The 21,711-nt window shown below is 69.5% G+C and carries 19 protein-coding genes; 3 read left to right on the top strand and 16 right to left on the bottom strand.

Annotated features, from left to right (window positions below; all coding sequences use genetic code 11):
* Positions 1-49: 49 nt before the first annotated feature.
* The 5 genes from KIH73_RS02870 to KIH73_RS02890 all read right to left on the bottom strand — a co-directional run bounded on the left by KIH73_RS02870 (position 50) and on the right by KIH73_RS02890 (position 5,027).
* Complete coding sequence (locus tag KIH73_RS02870) at positions 50-292, bottom strand: DUF3046 domain-containing protein (RefSeq protein ID WP_219080348.1); 243 nt, start codon at positions 290-292, stop codon at positions 50-52.
* Positions 293-416: 124 nt separating this feature from the next.
* Positions 417-929, bottom strand: a complete 513-nt coding sequence (locus KIH73_RS02875) for a helix-turn-helix domain-containing protein (RefSeq protein ID WP_219080350.1) — start codon at positions 927-929, stop codon at positions 417-419.
* 63 nt (positions 930-992) lie between these two features.
* Positions 993-1,526, bottom strand: coding sequence for a CinA family protein (locus KIH73_RS02880; protein ID WP_219080424.1), 534 nt, complete (start codon positions 1,524-1,526; stop codon positions 993-995).
* A 77-nt stretch (positions 1,527-1,603) separates the two neighbouring features.
* Positions 1,604-2,251 carry a CDP-diacylglycerol--glycerol-3-phosphate 3-phosphatidyltransferase gene (gene pgsA, locus KIH73_RS02885; RefSeq protein ID WP_219080351.1) on the bottom strand — a complete coding sequence of 216 codons (648 nt, stop codon included), beginning with the start codon at positions 2,249-2,251 and terminating at the stop codon, positions 1,604-1,606.
* 22 nt (positions 2,252-2,273) lie between these two features.
* Complete coding sequence (locus KIH73_RS02890) at positions 2,274-5,027, bottom strand: DNA translocase FtsK (RefSeq protein WP_219080353.1); 2,754 nt, start codon at positions 5,025-5,027, stop codon at positions 2,274-2,276.
* Between the two features lie 208 nt (positions 5,028-5,235).
* Between KIH73_RS02890 and KIH73_RS02895 the strand changes: the two genes are divergently transcribed.
* Positions 5,236-5,901 carry a Fic/DOC family protein gene (locus tag KIH73_RS02895; protein WP_219080426.1) on the top strand — a complete coding sequence of 222 codons (666 nt, stop codon included), beginning with the start codon at positions 5,236-5,238 and terminating at the stop codon, positions 5,899-5,901.
* A 24-nt stretch (positions 5,902-5,925) separates the two neighbouring features.
* Here the strand turns inward: KIH73_RS02895 and KIH73_RS02900 are convergent, their stop codons facing one another.
* From KIH73_RS02900 to miaB, 9 genes are all read right to left on the bottom strand, one after another.
* Positions 5,926-6,774, bottom strand: a complete 849-nt coding sequence (locus tag KIH73_RS02900) for an ABC transporter ATP-binding protein (RefSeq protein ID WP_219080355.1) — start codon at positions 6,772-6,774, stop codon at positions 5,926-5,928.
* 28 nt (positions 6,775-6,802) lie between these two features.
* Complete coding sequence (locus KIH73_RS02905) at positions 6,803-7,888, bottom strand: taurine ABC transporter substrate-binding protein (protein WP_219080358.1); 1,086 nt, start codon at positions 7,886-7,888, stop codon at positions 6,803-6,805.
* A 35-nt stretch (positions 7,889-7,923) separates the two neighbouring features.
* A complete protein-coding gene (locus KIH73_RS02910) occupies positions 7,924-8,754 on the bottom strand; it encodes an ABC transporter permease (RefSeq protein ID WP_219080360.1) in 831 nt (276 codons plus the stop codon).
* 68 nt (positions 8,755-8,822) lie between these two features.
* Positions 8,823-9,953, bottom strand: a complete 1,131-nt coding sequence (locus KIH73_RS02915; protein ID WP_219080362.1) for an iron-containing alcohol dehydrogenase family protein — start codon at positions 9,951-9,953, stop codon at positions 8,823-8,825.
* 23 nt (positions 9,954-9,976) lie between these two features.
* Positions 9,977-11,323 (bottom strand): aminotransferase class III-fold pyridoxal phosphate-dependent enzyme, encoded by a 1,347-nt coding sequence (locus KIH73_RS02920; protein ID WP_219080364.1) that lies wholly within the window; start codon positions 11,321-11,323, stop codon positions 9,977-9,979.
* 221 nt (positions 11,324-11,544) lie between these two features.
* Entirely contained in the window at positions 11,545-12,720 is a 1,176-nt protein-coding gene (locus KIH73_RS02925) for a PucR family transcriptional regulator (protein WP_219080366.1), read from the bottom strand.
* 50 nt (positions 12,721-12,770) lie between these two features.
* Positions 12,771-13,487 carry a sulfite exporter TauE/SafE family protein gene (locus KIH73_RS02930; protein WP_219080368.1) on the bottom strand — a complete coding sequence of 239 codons (717 nt, stop codon included), beginning with the start codon at positions 13,485-13,487 and terminating at the stop codon, positions 12,771-12,773.
* Positions 13,488-13,668: 181 nt separating this feature from the next.
* Positions 13,669-14,772 carry a tRNA (adenosine(37)-N6)-dimethylallyltransferase MiaA gene (gene miaA / locus KIH73_RS02935; protein ID WP_219080370.1) on the bottom strand — a complete coding sequence of 368 codons (1,104 nt, stop codon included), beginning with the start codon at positions 14,770-14,772 and terminating at the stop codon, positions 13,669-13,671.
* A complete protein-coding gene (gene miaB, locus KIH73_RS02940) occupies positions 14,759-16,219 on the bottom strand; it encodes a tRNA (N6-isopentenyl adenosine(37)-C2)-methylthiotransferase MiaB (protein WP_219080372.1) in 1,461 nt (486 codons plus the stop codon). The genes miaA and miaB overlap by 14 nt, the downstream gene beginning before the upstream one ends.
* Positions 16,220-16,310: 91 nt before the next feature.
* On the opposite strand from miaB, the gene KIH73_RS02945 reads away from it, so the two are divergent.
* Both KIH73_RS02945 and KIH73_RS02950 read left to right on the top strand, forming a co-directional pair.
* Positions 16,311-17,048 carry a GTP pyrophosphokinase gene (locus tag KIH73_RS02945; protein ID WP_219080374.1) on the top strand — a complete coding sequence of 246 codons (738 nt, stop codon included), beginning with the start codon at positions 16,311-16,313 and terminating at the stop codon, positions 17,046-17,048.
* A gap of 181 nt (positions 17,049-17,229) precedes the next feature.
* A complete protein-coding gene (locus tag KIH73_RS02950) occupies positions 17,230-18,066 on the top strand; it encodes a Bax inhibitor-1/YccA family protein (RefSeq protein ID WP_219080428.1) in 837 nt (278 codons plus the stop codon).
* Positions 18,067-18,214: 148 nt separating this feature from the next.
* Here the strand turns inward: KIH73_RS02950 and KIH73_RS02955 are convergent, their stop codons facing one another.
* Positions 18,215-18,667, bottom strand: coding sequence for a NanQ anomerase/TabA/YiaL family protein (locus tag KIH73_RS02955; protein ID WP_219080376.1), 453 nt, complete (start codon positions 18,665-18,667; stop codon positions 18,215-18,217).
* A gap of 1 nt (position 18,668) precedes the next feature.
* A complete protein-coding gene (locus KIH73_RS02960) occupies positions 18,669-21,686 on the bottom strand; it encodes a glycoside hydrolase family 2 TIM barrel-domain containing protein (RefSeq protein ID WP_219080378.1) in 3,018 nt (1,005 codons plus the stop codon).
* Between the last annotated feature and the right edge of the window lie 25 nt (positions 21,687-21,711).

The raw sequence follows: 21,711 nt of genomic DNA on the forward strand, positions 1-21,711 counted from the left end.
CGAACATTTGTTCGAATCGGCGGGATGGCGCGCGTGCCTCGGCGTGCCGTCAGCCGACGCGCACGGCCGGCATCGGCGGCGCGTTGTGGTCGGCGCCCCACCGGCGGGAATCGGGCACGTCCATCTGATCGCACAGCACGTTCCACACCACGCGCGGCTCCACGCCGGCCTCCAGCGCCTCGACGACGGTCATGCCGTCCAGGCCGGTCAGCCGTTGGTCGCGCGACAGGCTGCGGCCGTAGCCGCGGCCGAACACCTCTTCGAGCAGTTCCCAGAATTCCCGTTCTCGCATGATGCCCCAGTCTAGCGCCGCCGGCGCGCCCCGGCGCACGCAAGCACCCCGCCGCCCATCAGGGTCGGCGGGGTGCCCGTCGCGGCGCCGCGTCGCAAGCCCGCACGCGGATGAGCCGCCGACGTTACGCCTCCAGCGAATCGAGGTAGTCGGCCACCATGCGCAGCATCTGGGAGGCGCTCAGCCCCAGCGACTCGGCGATCGAGCTCAGCAGCTCGGAGCTGGCCTCCTTCTGCCCGCGCTCGACCTCGGAGAGGTAGCCGAGCGACACGCCGGCCTTCTCGCTGACCTCGCGCAGCGTCTTGTGGTCACGGGTGCGCAGGTCGCGCAGCACATGGCCGATGGCCTCGCGCAGCGACACGTGCCTGGTCTCCCCCGCGACCTCGTGCTTGCGGGCGGCGCGCGAACGCGTCTGTTCGGCGGCGTCCTCCTCGCGCCACATGCGGGCCAGGGCCGCCTGCCGCTCGTCCTTGGCCTTCTTGGCGGCGCGCGCCTTGAGCACCTGCTGCTGGGCGAACATCACCGCCCTGCGCTGCGCCGGGGTCAGGTCGCGCATCCTCGCGGTACCGGCCTTCACGGGCGCGGGCGTCGCGTTCTTGCGTTCGACCTGTTCGGTCGTGCGGGTCATCGTTTCCATGGCGTCATCCTTTTCGGCTCAGTACGTTCTCGTTCCAATAAGAACAACACCGCGGACCCCGGTTTATTCCTGTGAAAACACTGTGAATCGGCTCACATTTTCCAGAACGCGCAATACCGTCAGCAGCCGGATATGGGGGCGGTCGCCGGCCAGCCGCAGCTCGACGGCCTCCGTCCGCGGCCGCGCCGCGGCGTCGCCCGCATCCGGCACGCAGAACCCCAGATACACCAGGCCGGCCGGCTTGTCGCCGTCGGGACCGGGGCCGGCCACGCCGGTCGTCGACAGGCCGAGCACGCGGCCGCGCCGCCCCGGCTGCGTGTACAGCCGCGCCGCCCCGACGGCCATCTGCCGGGCCACCTCCGGGTGCACGGCGCCCTCGCGGCCCAGCAGACCGCGGTCCACGCCGAGCAGCGACGCCTTGGCCGCGATGTCGTAGGTCACCGCCGACCCCAGGAACACGCGGGAGGCGCCGGGAATGCGCACGAACGCGTCGGCGAGCAGCCCCCCGGTCAGCGACTCCGCGGTCGCGATCGCCAGCCCGGCACGCTCGCAGCCGGCCAGCAGCGAGGCGGCCAGTTCGTCGCAGCGGGCGCGGATCGCCGCGTCGTCGGCGTCGACGGGCGTGGCGCCCGCGTCGGGCAGAGCTGCGGCGGCGGCGCGCACGGCCCCGGCGTTCACCGGGACGCCCCGGCCTTCGGCCGGTAGAACGTGTTGATCAGATACACGGCGCCGGAATACAGGCAGAGCACCAGCGCCACGTAGATCAGCGCATAGGTCAGCCAGTAGTAGGCGTCGAGCCACAGCGGGTTCTCCCCGACGCCGGGGGCGAACGCCCACATCGGGACCAGCAGCAGCGACAGGCCGACGCTCTGGAACACGGTCTTGAGCTTGCCCGGCCAGGCGGCGGCGATCACCTTGCCGCCGGCGTCGATGACGAAGAAGCGCATCACGGTGATGCCGATCTCGCGCACCAGGAACAGGATGGTGACCCACCAGGCCAGCTCGCCGAACGCCGAGGCCACCACCAGCGCCGAGCACATAAGCAGCTTGTCGGCGATCGGGTCCATCAGCTTGCCCAGCTCGGTCACCTGGTCGTACCTGCGCGCCATCCAGCCGTCGACCTTGTCGGTCGAGGCGGCGACGATGAACAGCACCGCCGCGATCCAGCGCAGCGTCAGGTCGTCGGCGCCCCACGCCCCCGCGGCGATGTCCAGCCCCAGGAACACCACGACCAGCACGATGCGCGCGTAGGTCACCAGGTTCGGCGGGCTGTTCCATCCGTCGAGCAGCGACGGCTTGGTCCGTTCGTCTTGTGTCTGCATGCTATTCACCTTACCCCGACCGTCAGTCGACATCCAACTGCTGCTGCTCCGGGCCCCCGGAGTCCAGCGAGTCCGTCTCGCCGCGGATGAACGCGAGCACCGCGGGCAGGTCCTGCGGCTGCACGAGCACCTGGCGCGCCTTCGAGCCCTCCGAGGGGCCGACCACGCCGCGGGACTCCAGCAGGTCCATCAGGCGGCCGGCCTTGGCGAACCCGACGCGCAGCTTGCGCTGCAGCATCGAGGTCGAGCCGAACTGCGTGGTGACCACCAGCTCGGCGGCCTGCAGCAGCACGTCCATGTCGCCGCCGATCTCCTCGTCGGGCTCGACGGCGTGCTTCTCCGCCTCCTTGGCCATCTGCTCGATGTCCTCGCGGTAGCGCGGCTTGCGCTGGGTGCGCACGTACTCGACCGCCTTGCGGATCTCCGATTCGGAGACCCACGAGCCCTGCACGCGGATCGGCTTGGCCGAGCCCATCGGCAGGAACAACGCGTCGCCCTGGCCGATCAGCGTCTCGGCGCCGACCGTGTCGAGGATGACGCGGGAGTCGGTGGCCGACGAGGTGGCGAAGGCCAGGCGCGAGGGGATGTTCGCCTTGATCAGGCCGGTGACCACGTCGACGGAGGGGCGCTGCGTGGCGAGCACCAGGTGCACGCCGGCGGCGCGGGCCAGCTGCGTGATGCGCTGGATCGAGCTCTCAACGTCGTTCTTGGCGACCATCATCAGGTCGGCCATCTCGTCGACGACGACGAGCAGGTAGGGGTACGGCGCGACCTTGCGGTTCGAGCCGGCGGGCGCGTGCACCTTGCCGGCGCGCACGGCCTCGTTGAAGTCCTTGACGTGGCGGAACCCGAAGAACTCGAGGTCGGAGTAGCGCGCGTCCATCTCCTTGACCACCCACTCCAGGGCCTGCGCGGCCTTCTTCGGGTCGGTGATGATCGGGGTGAGCAGATGCGGGATGCCCGCGTACGCGGACAGCTCCACGCGCTTGGGGTCGACCAGGATCATGCGCACCTGCTCCGGCGTGGCGCGCATGATGATCGAGGTGAGCATCGAGTTGACGAAGCTCGACTTGCCCGAGCCGGTGGCGCCCGCCACCAGCAGGTGCGGCATCTTGGTCAGGTCCGCGGTCACGAAATGGCCCTCGACGTCCTTGCCGATGCCGGCCAGCATCGGGTTGGGGTCGCCCATCGCCTTGTCGGAGCGCAGCACGTCGCCCAGGTGCACGATCTCGCGGTCCTCGTTCGGGATCTCGATGCCGATGGCCGACTTGCCGGGGATCGGCGAGAGGATGCGCACGTCGGAGCTGGCCACGGCGTAGGCGATGTTCTTCTGCAGGTTGATGACCTTCTCGACCTTGACGCCCGAGCCGAGCTCGACCTCGTACTGCGTGACCGACGGGCCGCGCAGGAAGCCGACGACCTTGGCGTCGACCTTGAACTGCTCGAAGGTGGAGGTCAGCGCGCGGATCACGCGGTCGTTGGCCGGCGTGCGCGCGGCGTGCGGCTGGCCCTTGGCGAGCATCCCCAGGTCGGGCAGCGCGTACGGCGCGTCGGGGGCGTCGGGCGCGGCGGCGACGCCGTCGGACGCGGCCGCGCCGGCCGGGTCGGCCGGGTCGGAGGCGTCGCCGCCGGCAAGTGCGTCCGCATCGCCGGCCGCGGCGCTCTGCACGGGCAGATCGGTCATCGACCCGTCCTCGCCGATCGCCGCCCACGGGTCGTCGCCGGCCGCCGCGTCGCCGCCCGCCGCGGGCATGGCGCCGACATGCCCGACAGCGACGGCCCCGCCCGTCGTCCCGCCGGCCGCGGAGGAGACCGTGCGGGGCGCCGGGGTGTCGAGCAGACGGGTCTCGGCGCTCTCGCCGTGGCGGCTGGCGGCCGTCTCGAACGGATCGTCGCCCGCGTACCGTTCGAGCCGGCCGTCATCGGACGCGGACTTGCGGCGGCCGAACAGCCGCGCGAGGAACCCGAGCCTGGCGGGGCGCTCGCCGCCGTCAGCCGCGTCGCCGTCATGGGAAGGCACGCCGTCGGCGAAGGCGATCGTGTCGTCGCCGACGCGGACCTCGTTGGGGAACTGGTCGGCGGCGCCCTTGCCGGCGTCGTCGCCCTGCCCGCCGCGCAGCCGCGACGCCAGCTCGCCGGCCCGCTGCGGGATGTCGGTGACGTGGGTGCGGGTGATCAGCAGCAGCGCGAACACCCCGACGACCACGAAGACGATGATCGCGAACGCCTTGGAGAGCCCCCACGCCAGCGGGGACCCGAGGACGAAGCCGAACAGCCCGCCCGCCCGCTGCAGGGCGGTGATGTCGAAGCCGGGCGCGTCGGAGGCGAGCGCCACGTCGATGATCGAGCAGACCGACCACATCAGCATCACCCAGCCGGTGACCACGCGCGGGTTGCCGGACTCCTTGCCGGAATGCCGCATCAGGCGGATCGCCAGGTACACCAGCAGCACGGGCAGCACCACGCTCATCACGCCGAGCACGCCCGAGGCGAAGGCGTGCAGCACCTGTCCGATGGCGCCGTCGACGCGGAACCATTCCGAGGCGCAGAAGAACACGGCGAGCACGATCATCAGGAAGCACCAGCCGTCGCGCCGGTAGGCGGGATCGTACGACCCGACGCCGGCGACGGAGCGCACCGCCGACCCGAAGGCGCGCGGGATCGCGAGCAGCGCGCGCTTGCCCAGTGATTCTTCCGCAGGCTGCGCCTTGCCCGCGGACGACCCCTTCGACGAGGATCGCTTGGAAGTGCCTGAGGATGATGTGGTTCGTGCCATAACGCATCAGATTGTACAACCCGGCGCGCCCGCGCGCCGCCCGCCGCAGCGATGCCATACAGCGCCCACACAAGGCCCCGCCGCACGGGCCACGCGCGCGGCGCCGGCGTCGCGCGCCCGCCCCCGATGCGGCTATCATCGGAATATGACTCCAGCCGAACGTGCGAGCGCAGTCGCATTTGCACTGAAGAACTGCGCGTTGGAAGCGATGGCGCCGAGCGAGGCGACGATGCGCGCGGCCATGGACTACGAGCGCGGGGACATCGACGTCAGCCGGCTCATCGACCGCGCCGACGACGACCCGGCCAGCGGCGTGTTCGCGCGCACCGTGCTGCTGGCCGAACGCCGCTGGCCGATGTCCTGCGACCTGGACGAGCTGCGGGCCATCCACCGCGGCCTGTTCGAGGGCGTGTACAACGACGCCGGCCGGCTGCGCATGCGCGACACGGCGCGCGACGCCGTCGACGACAGGCGCCGCGCCCGCAACCCCGAGGCGTTCTTCCCGGCGGCCCTGATCGAGACCGGCGCGCACAACATCGCGATGGAGCTCGCCGACAAGCGCAACCTGGCCGGCTACGACCGCGCCGACTTCGTCGGCCAGCTCGCCCATATCTACGACGAGCTCGGCTACCTGCACCCGTTCAGGGGCGGCAACGCGATGACGCTGCGGATCTTCGCGTCGCGGCTGGCGCACGACGCCGGCTGGGACCTGGACTGGGGCCCGGTGACGCGCGAGGAGTACCGCGCGGCCAAACGCGAGGCCTACCGCGGCGACGTCACCGGCTTCGAGCGCATGTTCGACGCGATCTGCCGGCCGGCCAACCCGACGAGGGTGTTCCTGATTGCCGGCTGGAGCCAGGGTCCGGCGCACTGAGCGGCCCCGGAGCCTCGGCCGGGTTCACATGCCCTGCTCGTAGATCTTGTTGGTGATCTGTGCGCACAGCCTCACGAATTCGGGTGCCGAGCGGATGTCCTCCGGCGTGGCGTCCTCGGGCAGGGTCGAGGCGACATCGACCGGCACGTCCATCACCACGGTTCCCGGATGCTTGCTCATCACGATGACGCGGGTGCCCAGGAACACGGCCTCGTCCACGCTGTGCGTGATGAAGAACACCGTCTTCTTGCGCTCGCGCCAGATGCGCAGCAGCTCGTTCTGCAGGTTCTCGCGCGTCAGCGCGTCCAAGGCGCCGTACGGCTCGTCCATCATGATGAGCTCCGGATCGGTCGCCAGCACGCGCGCGATCTGGCAGCGCTGCTGCATGCCACCCGACAGCTCGTACGGCCGCCGGCCGCCGGCGTCGGCCAGACCGACGAGCTCGAGGAACTCGTCGGCGATGGCGCTGCGCTCCTGCCTGGACTTGCCCTGCATGCGCATGCCGAACTCGACGTTGCCCTTCACCGTCAGCCACGGGTACAGCGTCGGCTTCTGGAAGACGACGCCGCGCTGCGGGTCGGCTCCGTCGATCTGCTTGGCGTTGGCCTGGATCCAGCCGGAGGACGGCTTCTCATACCCGGCGAGCATGTTGAGCAGCGTCGTCTTGCCGCAGCCGGACGGCCCCACCACGCAGATGAAGTCGCCGCGGTCGATGGTCAGGTTGATGTCCTGGAGCGCCACGACCTCCTCGCCCTGCTGCGTCGTGTAGATCTTCGACACATGCTCGATGCGCACCGCCGGCTCGCGTCGGGCCGACGTCAGGGTCTGGCCGTCGGTCGTCGTGCCGGCCGTCGCGGTCTTTCGCGTTTCCATGGTGTTCTCCTTCACTGTTGCCGCCCGGTCATTGGGAATCGGATGCGGCGACCGCATCCATGGCGTCCGTGTACAGCGCCGTGCCGTAGTCCTCGTTCACGGCGTCCAGCTCCCCCTGGCTTTGCAGGAACCGCGCGGTCGCCTTGAGCGTGGAGGCGAGCTGTCCGTGGAAGATGTCGGACTGCTCGAGCGCGTTCGGATATTCGTACCCGCCGAACTGCGTGAGCACGGTGTCGGTCGAGGACCCCAGCTGGTTGGAGATCGATTCCGCCGCCGTCTCGGGGTCGTCGGCGATCTGGCCGACCGCGTAGTCCTGCACGGCCGTCCATGTCTCCATGGCAGAGGGGTTGCGCTCGATGAACTCGTCGGCGGCGATCTCCATGTCGTAGGTGGCGCTGCCCATTTCGGCCGTGTCGGCCGAGGACATGACGATATGGCCGTCGTCGTCCATCAGTTCGCCGAGCACCGGATCCCACACCCATGCGGCGTCGATCTCGCCGCGGGTCCACGCCGCCACCATCTTGTCGGGGGCGAGGTTGATGAGGTTGACGTCCTCGTTGGTCATGCCGGCGTGCTCGAGGGCCGACAGCAGGCTGAAATGCGACGTGGAGCTGAACGAGACCGCGATGTTGCGTCCGGCGAGGTCCTCGATGGATTCGACGTCATCGTCCCGGGTCACCAGGGATTCCGCCTGCCCGATGATGTCGTGGATCCACACGATGCTCACCGGCAGGCTCAGTGGCGCCGAGACGGCCTTGGTCGCCGGGCTGGAGCCGGCCAGGCCGATGTCGATCGAACCGGAGCCGAACGCCTGGATGACGTCGCCGCCGGATGAGAACTGACTCCATTGGATCGTGGCGTTCGGCATGCAGGCCTCCAGCAGGCCGCGGTCCTTGACCAGCAGGTCGGCGTTGGCGATCTGCTGGTAGGCGATGCGCATGGTGCCGGTGAAGTCGGTGTTCACCGCGACCGGGCATTCGACGTCGTCCGAGGCGTCGATGCCGGCGAGCACGCTCGCCTTCTGCATGACGGCGCATCCGCCGAGGGACAGCGCCGCGACGAGCGCCGCCGCGGTCGCCGCCACCGCCGATCGGGTGCAAGTGTGCGTGATCATACCTTTGTCTCCTTACGCTTGTCGTGAGGCGGACCTCAGTCCTTGCCCTCCCACGGAATGATGAGTCGGGTGATGGCGCGGATCAGCCAGTCGAGCAGCACGGCCGCCACGCCGATGACGATGATGCAGGCGATGGTCAGCGGCGTGTCCAGCTGGGTGCCGGAAAGGTAGGCGAGCGCGCCGATGCCGGGAATGCCGTTGTTGAGCTCGGCCGCGACGACGGTGGTCCACGCGAAGCCGGTGGCGATGCGGATGCCGTTCATGATCGACGGCAACGCGCTGGGCAGCACCACATGCAGCACCGCCTGCACCCTGCTGGCCCCCAGCGACAACGCGGCGTTGACCCGGTCGCGGTTCACCCCCTCGATGCCCTGCACCGTCGAGATGGTGATCGGCGGGAACGCGGCGAGGAACAGCAGCCAGATCTTCGTGGCGTCGCCGATGCCGAACCAGACGATCAGCAGACCGATGTAGCCCAGCGGCGGCAGCATGCGCAGGAAATTGATGTACGGCGACACGATGCGGTTGACGATCGGCATCATGCCCAGCACGAAGCCGATGAGCACGCCCGCCGCGACCGCTGCGACCAGGCCGACGGCGATGCGGAACAGGCTCATCAGCAGATGCTGCCACAGGAAGTACTCCTGGGAACCGCACACGATGCGGGCGGAGCCCTCGGCGATCGGATGGCAGGTGTTGGCGTCGACGAACGCGTCCCACACCGCCGCGGGCGAGGGCAGATACAGCGCGCTGACGATGTTCGACGCCGTGACCGCCCACCAGACGAAGAGCAGGAGCACGATCGAGAACACCACCTGCAGTTTGGGCAGGTGAGCATGCAATCGTCCGGACAGTGTCGTTTTCATGATTGGTCCTCTCTGTGTGATGCCGTCCCGCCCGGCCGCGGGACGGCTGGAAATCCGGGGGACGACGGCTAGTCGGCCCGTGCGAGGTGCCGATACATCGTCTCGAGCATCTCGTCGGTGATGTCGACCGGATTGTTGTACAGGTTCGGGTGGCGGCTGATGCGCACCAGATCGGCGATCTGCCGATCGTTCAGCGCGAGGTCCCTCAGACCGGTGCGCAGGCCGATCGTGCGTTTGAGTTCGGCGATGGCGTCGGCCATCGCATCGGCGTCCGCGAAGCCGAGCAGCGAGGCGAACCGCTGCACGCGCCCGCCCTGGGCGTCCGCGTTGATGCGCGTGAACCAATCGAGCGTCAGGCCGCACGCCTCGCCGTGGGGGATGCCCAGGAGGTTGGTCAGAGGAAACGAGCAGGCGTGCGACGAGGTCGTCTTGGGCAGCGTGAAGGCGAGTCCGGCGATCACGGACGCCTCGCACATCTTGCTGCGCGCCTCGTGGTCGTTGCGGCCGTCGGCCACCGCGCGCGGCAGGTACTCGAACACCAGCCGCGCGGCATGCACCGCGCAGGCGTCGCAGATCGGCTGGTGTCCTTTGCTCCAATAGCCTTCGATCGCCTGGCTCAGCACGTCCATGCCGGTTGATGCGGTGGTGTGCGGCGGCACCGAGTATGTCATCTCGGGATCGACGATGGCGCAGGTCGGGAAGAAGCCGTCCGAGACGATCGGGGCTTTCTTGCCCTGGGCGCGGTCGCTCAGCACCGCCACGCAGGTCACCTCGCTGCCGGTGCCGGCCGTGGTGGGCACGGCGATGATGGGCAAGTGCTTGGTCGGCATGGTCCTGCCGGTGCCGTGGTAGGCGGCAATCGGCTCGTCGGTCAGGCAGATGCTGGCGGCGGCCTTGGCCACGTCCATCGCGCTGCCGCCTCCGAGCGCCACCACGAAGCCGGCATGGACCCGGCGCAGCAGGGCCGCGCATGCGTCGACCTCGGTGACGTCGGGGTTGGGTGAGAAGTCGCTGAATGAGGCGACCAAAGCGCCGTCGCTGCCGGCGATCATCGCGTCGGTGACGCCGCCCTCGTCGAAGAAGCGGTCGGCGACGACGACGCCGTCGCCCACCCCCAGCGATCCGGCGATCTCGCCGATCTCGGACACGCGCCCCTCGCCGAAACGGATGGCGACGGGCTGTTCATAGTTCCATTGCATGGCTGCTCCCTGTCCCGTGCCGTTCAGTCGCAGAACGTCTCGTCGACCCAGCCGAGCACCTCGTCAAGAATCGGCAGGTATTCGTTCAGCTCCTCCTCGGTGATGATCAGCGGCGGGCAGATGTTGATGTTCGTCTCACGTCCGAACGTGGAGAAGCCCTTCTCCTTGAGCCTGGCCATGATCCGGGGCATGACGCTGTCCGGCGCATGGTACGGCGCCATAAGCTCGCGGGTCTCCTTGTTCCTGACGATGGTCAGCGCGGCGAACAGGCCGATGCAGCGTGCCTCCCCCACGCACTTGTGACGTTCGACCATACGCTCGAGGAACGGCTTGAGGATGCCCTCCATCCGCTTGACGTGCGCGCAGATGTCGTGGTCGAGATAGTACCGTACCGAGGCGCAGCCCGCCGCGCAGGCCAGCGTGTGGCCCGAATAGGTCAGTCCGCACTGCAGCACGTGATCGGTGAAGTAGTCGGACACGGCCTTGGAGACGATGACGCCGCCCAACGGCACGTACCCGCAGGTCACGCCCTTGGCGAAGGTGATGAGATCGGGCCTGATGTCGAAGTTCTGCCAGGCGAACATCTTGCCGGTGCGGGCGAAGCCGGTCATCACCTCGTCGCAGATCATGAGGATGCCGTACTTGTCGCACAGGGCGCGCACGCCCTCCATATAGCCCTTCGGCGGCAGGATCACGCCGTTCGCGCCGACGATCGACTCCATGAGGATCGCCGCCACGTTGTCCGGCCCCTCGTACTGCAGCTGCTCCTCCAAACGATGCAGGTAGTCGCGGGTCACGGCCTCGTCGTCGACGCCGCGGGTGTAGCCGTCCTCATACATGTTCGGATTCATGAAATGCACGTATCCGGGAGCCATGCCGCCCAGTTCGGCGGCGAACCGCCGCCAGTCGCCGGAGGCGTTCGACGCGCCGTTGGTCGAACCGTGATAGCTGCGGTAGCAGCTGAAGATCTTCTGCCGCCCCGTGACCATGCGGGCCATCTTGATGGCGTTCTCGTTGGCGTCCGCGCCCCCGTTGGTGAAGAACACGCGCTGGTAGAAGTCGGCGCCGGCGATGTCGACCAGCATCTTCGCCAGACGGGACTTGGGCTCGGACGCGTAGGCCGGAGCCATGAAGCACATCCTGTCGGCCTGCTCCTTGATGGCCTCGACGATTTCGGGCAATTGGTGGCCGAGATTCGAACACACCAGCAGCGACGACATATCGGCGTACTTCCTGCCGTCATAATCCCAGAAATAGATGCCCTCGGCCCGCGCGATCGGCAGTGCCGGGGTCCCCTGCCTGCTCCACGATTGCATCACATAGTCACGCTGCAGCCCGGCCACCTGCGCGCCGGTCATCGTCTCGGCCATTCCATCGTCCTTTCTCGGGGAGTTCGTCGCCGTCGTCGCGGCGTTGATTCCCAGCGTATGGACGGTTTCCCGGGCGGTGCGCGAGACGGCAAACAGAAGCTTTTGTGCCCGAGCACAAGGCGCGGCGCGGAAACACCCCGGCAACATCGCGATAACATCGCCGACACGCAATCGCTACCCGTCGGCAACGACTCGCGTGCAGGATCGCGGGCGCCGCCGGGTCAGCAATCGAGGATCTCGGCGGCGCACAGACCGACGTTGAGCCGCTCGCGCACCCGGAAGTCCGACAGGTCCTCCCCCAGCACCGATTCGATCTTGCGCAGCTTGTAGGTCACCGTGTTACGGTGCACGAACAGGTCCGCGGCGGCGTCCCGCACGCTGCCGCTGTGGGCGAGATAGCACCGCAGCACCGCAGCCAGGTCGGTGCCGTTCAGACGGTCGTATTCAATCAGCGGTCCGACGGTGTGCTCGATGTAGTCCTCCAGCACATCCCGGTCCCCGATCGACAACAGCAGCTTGGTGACGCCCATGCGCGAATACGCCAGCGGACCGTCCGACGAGCCGCGCTTGCGCTGCAGCCGCGCCAGCTTGCGCGCCTGCGCGTGGCTTTTGCCGATGCACCGTGCGCTGCGGGTGCGCTTGCCTATGCCGACGTACAGACGCCAGTCCTCCCCGAGCATCGGCCGGCACGACTCGAGGCATCGTTCCGTCATCGCCTCCACGTCGTCCGCGCCGTACTGCGCAAACACGATGACCAGGCTGTTGTCCATCGACAGCGCGACGGCATGCCAGCCCTTGAAGATGAGCAGATTGTCGACGGCCTGCCCGATCCGTCCGAGGCCGCGGCCGTCGACGTCGACCCCGTCCCCGGTCACGGCCTGGGCCACCGCGACCGTGTAGTTCCAGTCGCGCGAGAAACCATTGTCCTCCAGGAAATCCAGATACAGGTCCTCCCGCTCGGGCTGCCTGATCGCGTTGCGCAACGCCGACGCCAGGCCGATGCCGTTGCGCTCCGACATCGTGATGTCCAGGCAGAAGCGGTGCATGATCTGCGCCATGTGAACATTCCACGGCACCCGGAACAGCGGCAGGTCGAGGTCGTTGCACAGCCGGACCACGGCCGGGTCGATGCTCCGGATGAACGGCCCGACGTTGACCACCACGCCGCTGGCATCGGCCTCGGCCACGCTGCGCACCAGCGACAGCAGGTCGGTCCGGCCGTCCAGCCCGACGCCGGTGACGAACGCGACCTCCTGCCCTTCCAGGAACCCGACGATCTCGACGTTCTCCACCATATGGACCCACCGCACCGGTCGGTCCAATCCGCCCGCGCCGGCGACCAGCTCCAGCTCCATGCCGCGGGCGTGCTCCACCAAATCGCGCAGCCGAACCGCCATCGTCCCTCCGTTCCTCGCCTCCGATGTGTCCGAGAGTCCCCGACCGACCGCTACAGCATGATCGAGGCTCCGGAAACCGCCAGCAGCACATAGGTCAGCGTCATGAACGCACGCTGGTCGAGCCGTCTGCCCAGCCATCCGCCGATCGCGACCGCGGCGCACAACGGCACCAGCCCGATGACGCTGAGCGCCACCGCGTGTTCGTCGATGCCGCCGGACGCCCCCAGCTGCGCCAGCATGACGATGTTCAACGGCACCCATACCGCGGCCATCGTGGAGCGGAACCGGTCCTTGTCCGGCAGGACCTGGGCGGCATACACCACCAGCAGCGCGCCGCCCGACACGAACATGCCGTGGATGACTCCGGCGGCCAGCAGCACGCCGGCGAGCGCCGGGCGCGACAGGGCGCGCCGCCGTCCGACCAGCAGGTGATGGAGCGCGACGACCACGATGAAGGCGCCGTAGACGCGACGCAGCACATCCAACGGCATCAGCGAGTACACCACCATGCCGATCGCCATGCCCACCGCCATGAACGCCACGATGCGCGACAACTCGCCTCGGTCGATGAAACGCCGCCCGCGCACCGCGATCACGGCGCAGCTGATCAGCGCCATCACGGCGAGCACGGCCCGGGCCTCGTCGGCACCGATGAGCAGCATCAAGAACGGCATGGCCAGCACGGTGCCGGCGAATCCCGTGATGGCCTGGATGACGTTGGCGACCAGCAGCACCGCGAAAAACGCCCAATCCCTTCCCGACAGCATGGATATCCCGCACCTCCCGCCGCACACCGGCGCGGCTTCCCGTACGGTACCCCGACGAGGTTACGGGCCGTTTCGACGATGCAACGTGCCGGTAACATGGCAGGTCCGTGCCACCCCGGCGCACGGGCCGCGTCCACGGCCGGCGGAGCGACGCGGCGTCGCCGCCCTCCGGCCGTACCGATCAGGCGGCGATGTCGCCCAGGTGGTGCTGGGTGTAGGCGTCGGCCCGCGCGTCGATGGCGTCGTAGTCGCCGGCGTCGGCATGCTCGATGACGGCCATCGCGTTGTCCAGCAGGTCCGGGTTCTGCGCGCGCAGCCAGTGGATGCGCGGGTCGCGGCCGAACCAACCCATCTGCTTGCGCGCGAGGCGCCGGGTCTTCCGCGCAATGTCGGCGAACGCCTCGTCCTCGCTCCACAGGCCGTCCAGATAATCGATGACCTGCTGGTAGCCGAGCGCGCGCGACGCGGTCGCCCCCAGGCGCGGCCGCAGCCGGCGCACCTCGTCGACGAAGCCGTCGTCGCGCATGGCCCGGGTGCGCAGGTCGATGCGCCGGTCCAGCTCCTCGCGCGGCAGATCGAGGCCGATCTGCACGCTCGGGATCACGTACCGGTAGCGCGGCAGGCTGGCCGAGTACGGCCGGCCGGTCAGCTCGATGACCTCCAGCGCGCGGATCGTGCGCCGGGGGTTGCGCGCGTCCATCCGGGCGGCGGCCGCCGGGTCCTTGGCCCTGAGCTCGTCGAACAGCACGCCGGGGCCCTCGGTTTCGGCGCGGCGCTCCAGCGCGGCGCGCACCTGCGGATCGGTGCCCGGGAACGTGATGTCGTCGATCGCGGCGCGCGCGTACAGCCCCGAGCCGCCGACCAGGATCGGCCGGACGCCGCGGGCGCGCAGGTCGGCGATGCACTCGCGCGCCAGCGCTTGGAACCGGGCGACGCTCATCGCGTCGTCGGGCTCGATGACGTCGATGAGATGGTGCGGCACCGCGGCCAGCTCCTCGGCGGTCGGCTTGGCCGTGCCGATATCCATGCCGCGGTACATCTGGTAGGCGTCGGCGTTGACGATCTCGGCGCGCTCGCCTCGGTCGGCGAGCGCGCGGGCGATCGCGATGCCCAGGCCGGTCTTGCCGGAGGCCGTGGGCCCGACGATCGAGACGACGCGGGGCCCGCGACGGGCCGCGGCGGGGACGGCGGAACCGACGTTGCCGGCGGCAGGCGCGGCGGCCGCGGCGCCCTCCCCCGCCGGGCCCGCGACGGGCCACGGCTCCCCGGGCTCAGTGGCGCACATGGTAGGTCTGCCCCGCCCTGGGATCGGGATCGGCGATGAGGTTGTGGCGGGCGGCGTGCGTCACCGTGGCGGTGACGAAATCGCCGACCTGCGGCATCGGCTCGCCCTCCGGCACGCCGACGTGCACGAGCACGCCGGTGCGCTCGCGCCCGGTGACGCGGTGCGTGGCGGCGTCCTTCTTGCCCTGGGTGCCGGTGATCATCACCTCGACGTCGCGGCCCTCGAACCGGGCCATCTCCTCCTCGGTGATCCGCTCCTGCAGCGCCACCAGCCGCTCGAACCGCTCCTGCACGACGTCCTTGGGGATCTGCTCCATCGCGGCGGCCGGCGTGCCCGGTCGCGGCGAGTACTCGAAGGTGAAGGCGGACGAGAAGCGGGCCTGCTCGACGACGCGCATCGTGTCCTGGAAGTCCTCCTCGGTCTCGCCGGGGAAGCCGACGATGATGTCGGTGGAGATCTGCGCGTCCGGCATCGCCGCGCGCACCTTGCCGAGGATGTCCATGAACCGGCGCGAGCGGTACGAGCGGCGCATCGCGCGCAGGATGCGGTCGGAGCCGGACTGCAGCGGCATGTGCAGCTGGTGCATGACGTTCGGGGTCTCGGCCATCGCGGCGATCACGTCGTCGGTGAAGGCCGCCGGGTGCGGCGAGGTGAAGCGCACGCGCTCCAGCCCGTCGATCGTGCCGCAGGCGCGCAGCAGCTTGGAGAAGGCGTAGCGGTCGCCGATGCCGTAGCCGAAGGAGTTCACGTTCTGCCCCAGCAGCGTGACCTCCTTGGCGCCGGCGTCCACGCAGCGCCGGATCTCGTCCAGGATGTCGCCGGGGCGGCGGTCCTGCTCGCGGCCGCGGGTGGTCGGCACGATGCAGAACGTGCAGGTGTTGTTGCAGCCCACCGAGATCGACACCCAGCTCGAGACCTTCGAGGCGCGCACCGCCGGCAGCTGGCTCGGGAAGTAGTCGAGCCGGTCGGCGACCTCGACCTGCGGGCGGCCGGTCGCGCGGTTGCGGTCGAGCAGGCGCGGCAGGGAGCCGATGTTCTTGGTGCCGAACACGGCGGCGACCCAGGGGGCGCGCTCGGCGATGCGCTCGCGGTCGAGCTGCGCCATGCAGCCGCCGACGGCGATCTGCAGGTTCGGGTTGCTCCGCGTCATCTGCGCCCACAGGCCGACCGTGCCGTACATGCGCTCGGCGGCGTTCTCGCGCACCGCGCAGGTGTTGAGCACGATCAGGTCCACGTCCTTGTCCGCGATCTGCTGCGGGGTCGCCGGAACGTAGCCGTCGGCCTCGAGCACGCCGGCGATGCGCTCGGAATCGTGCACGTTCATCTGGCAGCCGAGCGTGTTGATCTGGTACACGCCCTTGCCGCGCCCGCCTCCCGACACGCGCGGGTCGGCGGGATCGGCCGTCTTCGAGGCGCGCTCCGCCTCGGTCATCATCGCTTCGTCCATGAGTCCCCATGCTAACGGAGAGCACGGATTGCGCCCCCGCCGGCGGGCCCCGCGCGGCCGCGGACGGACGACGCGGCGCGCATTCGGGGCTATGATATGGAACGTGATACTTGACCGCCACAGCCGACTGAATTCCGCCGAACTCGAAGCCAGGCTCAAGGCCGCCAACATTGGCGAGGGCCGGTTCCCCACGAACGAGATCACCGCGTTCGTCAACCTCATGCAGGTCTACGAGGGCGCGATGTACGAGATCAGCACCAAGCTCGAGGTGCTCGACGAGGAGTTCCAGGTGCGCTTCGCGCACAACCCCGTCCACCACATCGAGCGGCGGCTCAAGTCGATCACCTCGATCCTGGGCAAGCTGGAGCGCAAGGGACTGCCGCAGACCGTCGCCTCGATCAAGGACAACCTGTTCGACGTCGCCGGCGTGCGCGTGATCTGCAACTACCGCGACGACGTGTATTCGGTGTCGAACTACCTGTCGGCGCAGTCGGACATCCAGGTGCTGCGCGTCAAGGACTACATCCGCACCCCCAAGCAGAACGGGTACCGCAGCCTGCACGTGATCTACGCGGTGCCGGTGTTCCTGTCCTCGGGCGCGCACTACACTCCGGTCGAGGTGCAGTTCCGCACCATCGCGATGGACTACTGGGCCAGCCTGGAGCACGCGCTGCGCTACAAGACCGACCTGCCGGACGCCAAGATCGCCGAGCACTCCCAGACGCTGCTCGACTGCGCGCGCTCGCTGCAGAACATCGAGGTGCAGATGCAGAACATCCACCGCGACATCAACGGCGCGCCGCGGGTCGAGGAGCCGCCGCGCACCTGACGGGCCGCGGGCCCTCCGCCCGCTGTCGGCCTGCCGGCCCATCGTCCCGCCGAACCGACGTCCCGACGTCCCGGCGGCCGGGCGCCCCCGTCGCAGCCCCTCCGCCGTCGGCGATCGTCACAATTCCTTCAGCATCGTCCCGTATGATGGTGCCAAATCGGCTACATCCAAAGGAGCGATGATGACATTCGGCCAGCAGCCGCGGAACGGCAGCGGCTTCAACCAGCAGCCGCAATCCCCCTACCAATACGACCAGCAGGCGCCGCAGTACCAGTACGGCGGGCAGCAGTACGCCTACGCCCCCAACGGCGGCGCCGCCATCGACGCGCAGGCCGCCTACTCCTACGAGGAGGCGCAGCGCGTCTCGGTGACCAGGGCGTACGGCGAGATGACCATCGGCCTGGTGATCACCGCCGTCGTCGCGGTGCTCGCGCAGATGAGCGGCGCGTACGTCGCGTTCGTCCAGTCCACCGGCCTGGTCGGGTTCATCCTGTTCGCGATCGTGCAGGTCGGCCTCGCGGTCTACCTCGGCGCCCGGATCATGAAGATCAAGGCCGGCACCGCCCGCGTCATGTTCTACGTCTACGCGGCGCTGATGGGCTTCACGCTCAGCTCGATCTTCATGGTCTACGACCTCGGCTCCATCGCGGTGGCGCTCGGGCTGTGCGCGGTGTTCTTCCTCGCGCTGACGATGTTCGGCATGACCACGAAGATCAACATGCTCAAGGCCGGCCCGATCCTGCTGATCGGCCTGGTCGTGCTGATCGTCGCCGAGCTGGTGCTCATGCTCCTGTTCCCCGGCGACACGACGCTGATGATCGTCTCCGCGATCGGCCTGGTGCTCTTCGCGGCGATGACCGTGCACGACGCGCAGCAGACGCGCGCGATCTTCGCCCAGTACCAGTCGCAGGGCCCGGAGATGGTCAAGAAGGTGTCGGTGGTCTGCGCGCTGAACCTCTACCTCGATTTCGTGAACATCTTCCTGTACATCCTCGAGCTGCTGGGCAACAGGGACTGACCCGGCATCCGGCGCGGCGCCCATGGCGCGCGTCGGGGAAGCGGACGGGGCCGTGGCGTAAGCCGCGGCCCCATTCACATATGGGCGGCGGACCGCAAGCCCGGACGGGCGCCGGTCGCCGGCGGCAGCACGCGCGCCGCGGCCGGCGTCACTTGCCGGGGAAGCCGTGCCCCTCGACGGTCACGTGGAGCACCGTCGCGGCGACGTCGGGGTCCGGCGAGACGCGGACGGCCTCGTCGATGTCGGCGATGAACACGCCGCCGCGCGGCACGGCGACCGGCTCGGCCGGGCCGACGAACCGCTCGCGGTCGGTCAGGTCGCTGTACGCCTCGGTCCGGGTCAGACCGCGCTTCGGGGCGACCATCACCGTCATGTCGCCGTCGATCGGGGCCAGGACGGTCAGATAGCGGCGGTGGCCGACCAGGTCGGGCGAGGCCAGGGCCGCGGTGGAGTCCCACCAGTAGGTCAGGCTGTCGCCGATCGAATGGGCGACGCCCCGCGCCAGGGTCGGGGCGAGGTCGATCGCCCGCCCGGCGCGCATCCACTTGCGCACGCCGCCCAGCCGCGCGTCGAACCGGTCGCGGGTCGGATACACATGCATGTCATGCCTCCTTGATCGGGGTGAGGGCCTGGTCCAGGTCGGCCGTGGCCAGGGGGCGCAGGGACAGGGCGAACCCGAAGCGCTCGAAGCGCACGCGATGGGAGTCCAGGACCTCCGAGCCCCAGGAGTTCGACCCCAGCCCCAGCACCCTGTCGTTGACGTTCACGGTGACGGTGCCGTGGTCGGACAGGTCGGTGACGTGCCGGGCCGCGTCGATCCGCGCGGCGGTGCAGGGCCACGCGGAGAACGAGAACGGCCGGAACTCCCCGTGGTCCGGCCTCGTGACGAGCAGGCCGTCGCCGTGCGGCGAGCGCAGCGCCACCCAGCGCACGTCCCCGCGGTTCGCGCAGTCCTGCGGCACGACGTAGGGCGTGAACATCGCGTCGACGTCGTCGCGGTAGCGGCCGACCACGCAGGCGGCCTGCGAGTCGGGATAGTTCTCCCCCGGCCCGCGGCCGTACCATTCGACGGCGCGGTCGACGCCGGGCACCTCGAAGGTGACGCCGATGCGCGGGATGATGTCGTGGTAGTCGCCGTACGGCTCGCCTTCGACCCCGAGGTCGACGCGGCCGGACGGCAGCACGGTGTACGTCATGCGCACGCGCATACCGAAGGCGTGCACCGGCGGGGCGACGCGCCTGTCGACCTCGACGACCACCGCATCGCCGTCACGGCGCCAGGACACCGCGCGCGTCGAGGTCTGCATGGCGTCGATGAACCGCGGCCTCCACAGCGCGTCGTACTCCTGCCGGTAGTTGTCGATCAGCGGGCGCCAGAACCCGACGACGACGTCGGAGGCGAGCACGTCGCGCCCGCAGTGGGTCCACGACTCGATGGCGCCGTCGACCAGGCCGAACCTCAGGCGGCCGTCCGCCGTGGTCACGCCCAGCGTCATGCCGTCCTCCACGACCTCGACCGCGGACCGCTCCCCCGCCTCGACCGCGGGGCGTGCGACGCGGGCGATCGGGAACTGGTAGACGCCCAGCTCGTGCATCGGGTCGCACCACGCCGTCGCGCGGGTCGTGTGCACGCGGGCGGTCAGCAGGGTCTCGCCGACCGCGGCGGCGCGCACGCCCACGTGCAGGTCGACGCTCGCGCGGAGCCCGACCGGCCCCGGCGCGAGCGTCGTCGAGGCCACGGGCTCGCCGTCCACCAGCGTGACCAGCGTGACCAGCACGTCCTCCAGCGTGGTGAACCAGCGGCGGTTCGTCACGGTCAGCGTGCCGCTCCCGGCGTCGTAGGCGAGCCCCACCGGGCAGATGACCTGCTTGTATTCGGTCAGCCCGGGGCCGGGCTCCTGCCACGGGAAGACGAGGCCGTCGATGCAGAAGTTGCCGTTGTTCGGGTAGTCGCCGTTGTCGCCGCCGTACATGTGGTAGACGCGCCCGTCGGCGGTCCGCGCGCGCAGCCCGTGGTCGCACCATTCCCAGACGAAATGGCCCTGGATGCTGTCCCAGCGGTCGAACACCCGCTGGTACTCGCTCAGCCCGCCGGGGCCGTTGCCCATCGCGTGCCCGTACTCGCAGATGATGCGCGGCTTGGGACCGGGGTGCTCGCCGAAGTCGTTCATCTGCGACACGCGCGAGTACATGGTGGAGACCACGTCGACGCTTTCGGCGTCGCGGTCCTCCTCGTAGTGGATGGGACGGGGGTCGAGCCGCCTGCAGCGCTCGGCCATCGAGCGGATGTTGCAGCCGTAGCCGGACTCGTTGCCCAGCGACCAGATGACGACCGAGGCGTGGTTGCGCTCCTGCATCACCAGCCGTTCGATGCGGTCGACGTAGGCGTCCCGCCACGCGGGGTCGTCGGTGATGGCGGCGATGTCGCCGGTGACCTCGAACCCGTGGCTCTCCAGGTCGGTCTCGGCCACGAGCATGATGCCGTATTCGTCGCACAGCTCGTAGAACCGCGGGTCGTTGGCGTAGTGCGAGGTGCGCACGGCGTTGATGTTGTGCCGCTTCATCAGCTCAAGGTCGCGGCGCATGCGCTCGACGCCGACCGCACGGCCCTTGCGCTCGTCGTGGTCGTGCCGGTTCACGCCGTGCATCTTGAAGTAGGTGCCGTTGAGCAGGATGCGGCCGTTCTCGATCGTGACCTCGGCCAGGCCGAGGCGGTGCGGGACCACCTCGCCGACCGTGCCGTCGCCGGCGCGCACGGTGATGGTCATGTCGTACAGGTACGGGTCCTCGGGGTTCCAGAAGCGCGCGCCGGCCACGGTCACGGCGGCGTGGCCGTCGGCGTCGAGCCCGGCCTGGGCGACCACCGCGCCGCCCGGTTCGGCGATCCGCCAGGACAGGCCGGCGGCGCCGGTCGAGACGGCGTCGAGCGTGACCTCGGCGTCCGCGCCGACGCGGCGGGTGCGCACGCGGAAGTCCTCGAGCCTGGCCGGCGGGCGGCGCATCAGGTAGACGTCGCGGAATATGCCCGAGGCCCACCACATGTCCTGATCCTCGATGTAGGTGCCGTCGCAGTACTGCAGCACCTTGACGGCGAACAGGTTCGCGCCGTCGCGCACGAGGTCGGTGACGTCGAATTCGGCGGACAGGCGCGAGCCCTTGGTCATGCCGGCGAACCGCCCGTTGACGTAGACCTCGGCGTAGCTTTCGACGCCGTCGAACCGCAGGATCTCGCGGGAGCCGTCGGCCGCGGGATGCAGGACGACATCGCGCTGGTACACGCCGGTGGGGGTGTCGGAGGGGACGAACGGCTGGTCCACGGGGAACGGGAGGCCCTCGTCGGTGTAGGCGAGGCGCCCGTAGCCGTCGACCTGCCACAGGTGCGGGACCTCGACCTCGTCCCAGCCCGGTTCCGGCGAGGCGAGCGCGGCGTCGGGCACCGCCTTGGGCCCGGGGAACAGGCGGAAGCGCCACGGGCCGCTCAGCGACACGAAGCCCCGCGACAGCTCGCGGCTGCGGGTCGCGGCCAGGCCCTCGTTCTCATAGCCCAGGAAGTAGGCGTGCGGCGCGAGCCTGTTCCTGTTGGTCAGACCGGGGTTCTCCCAATCATTCGCAATGCTCATCGGTGATGCTCCTTCGTCACCGGTG

This window comes from Bifidobacterium phasiani (genome assembly GCF_019331775.1).
Classification (GTDB): Bacteria; Actinomycetota; Actinomycetes; order Actinomycetales; family Bifidobacteriaceae; genus Bifidobacterium; species Bifidobacterium phasiani.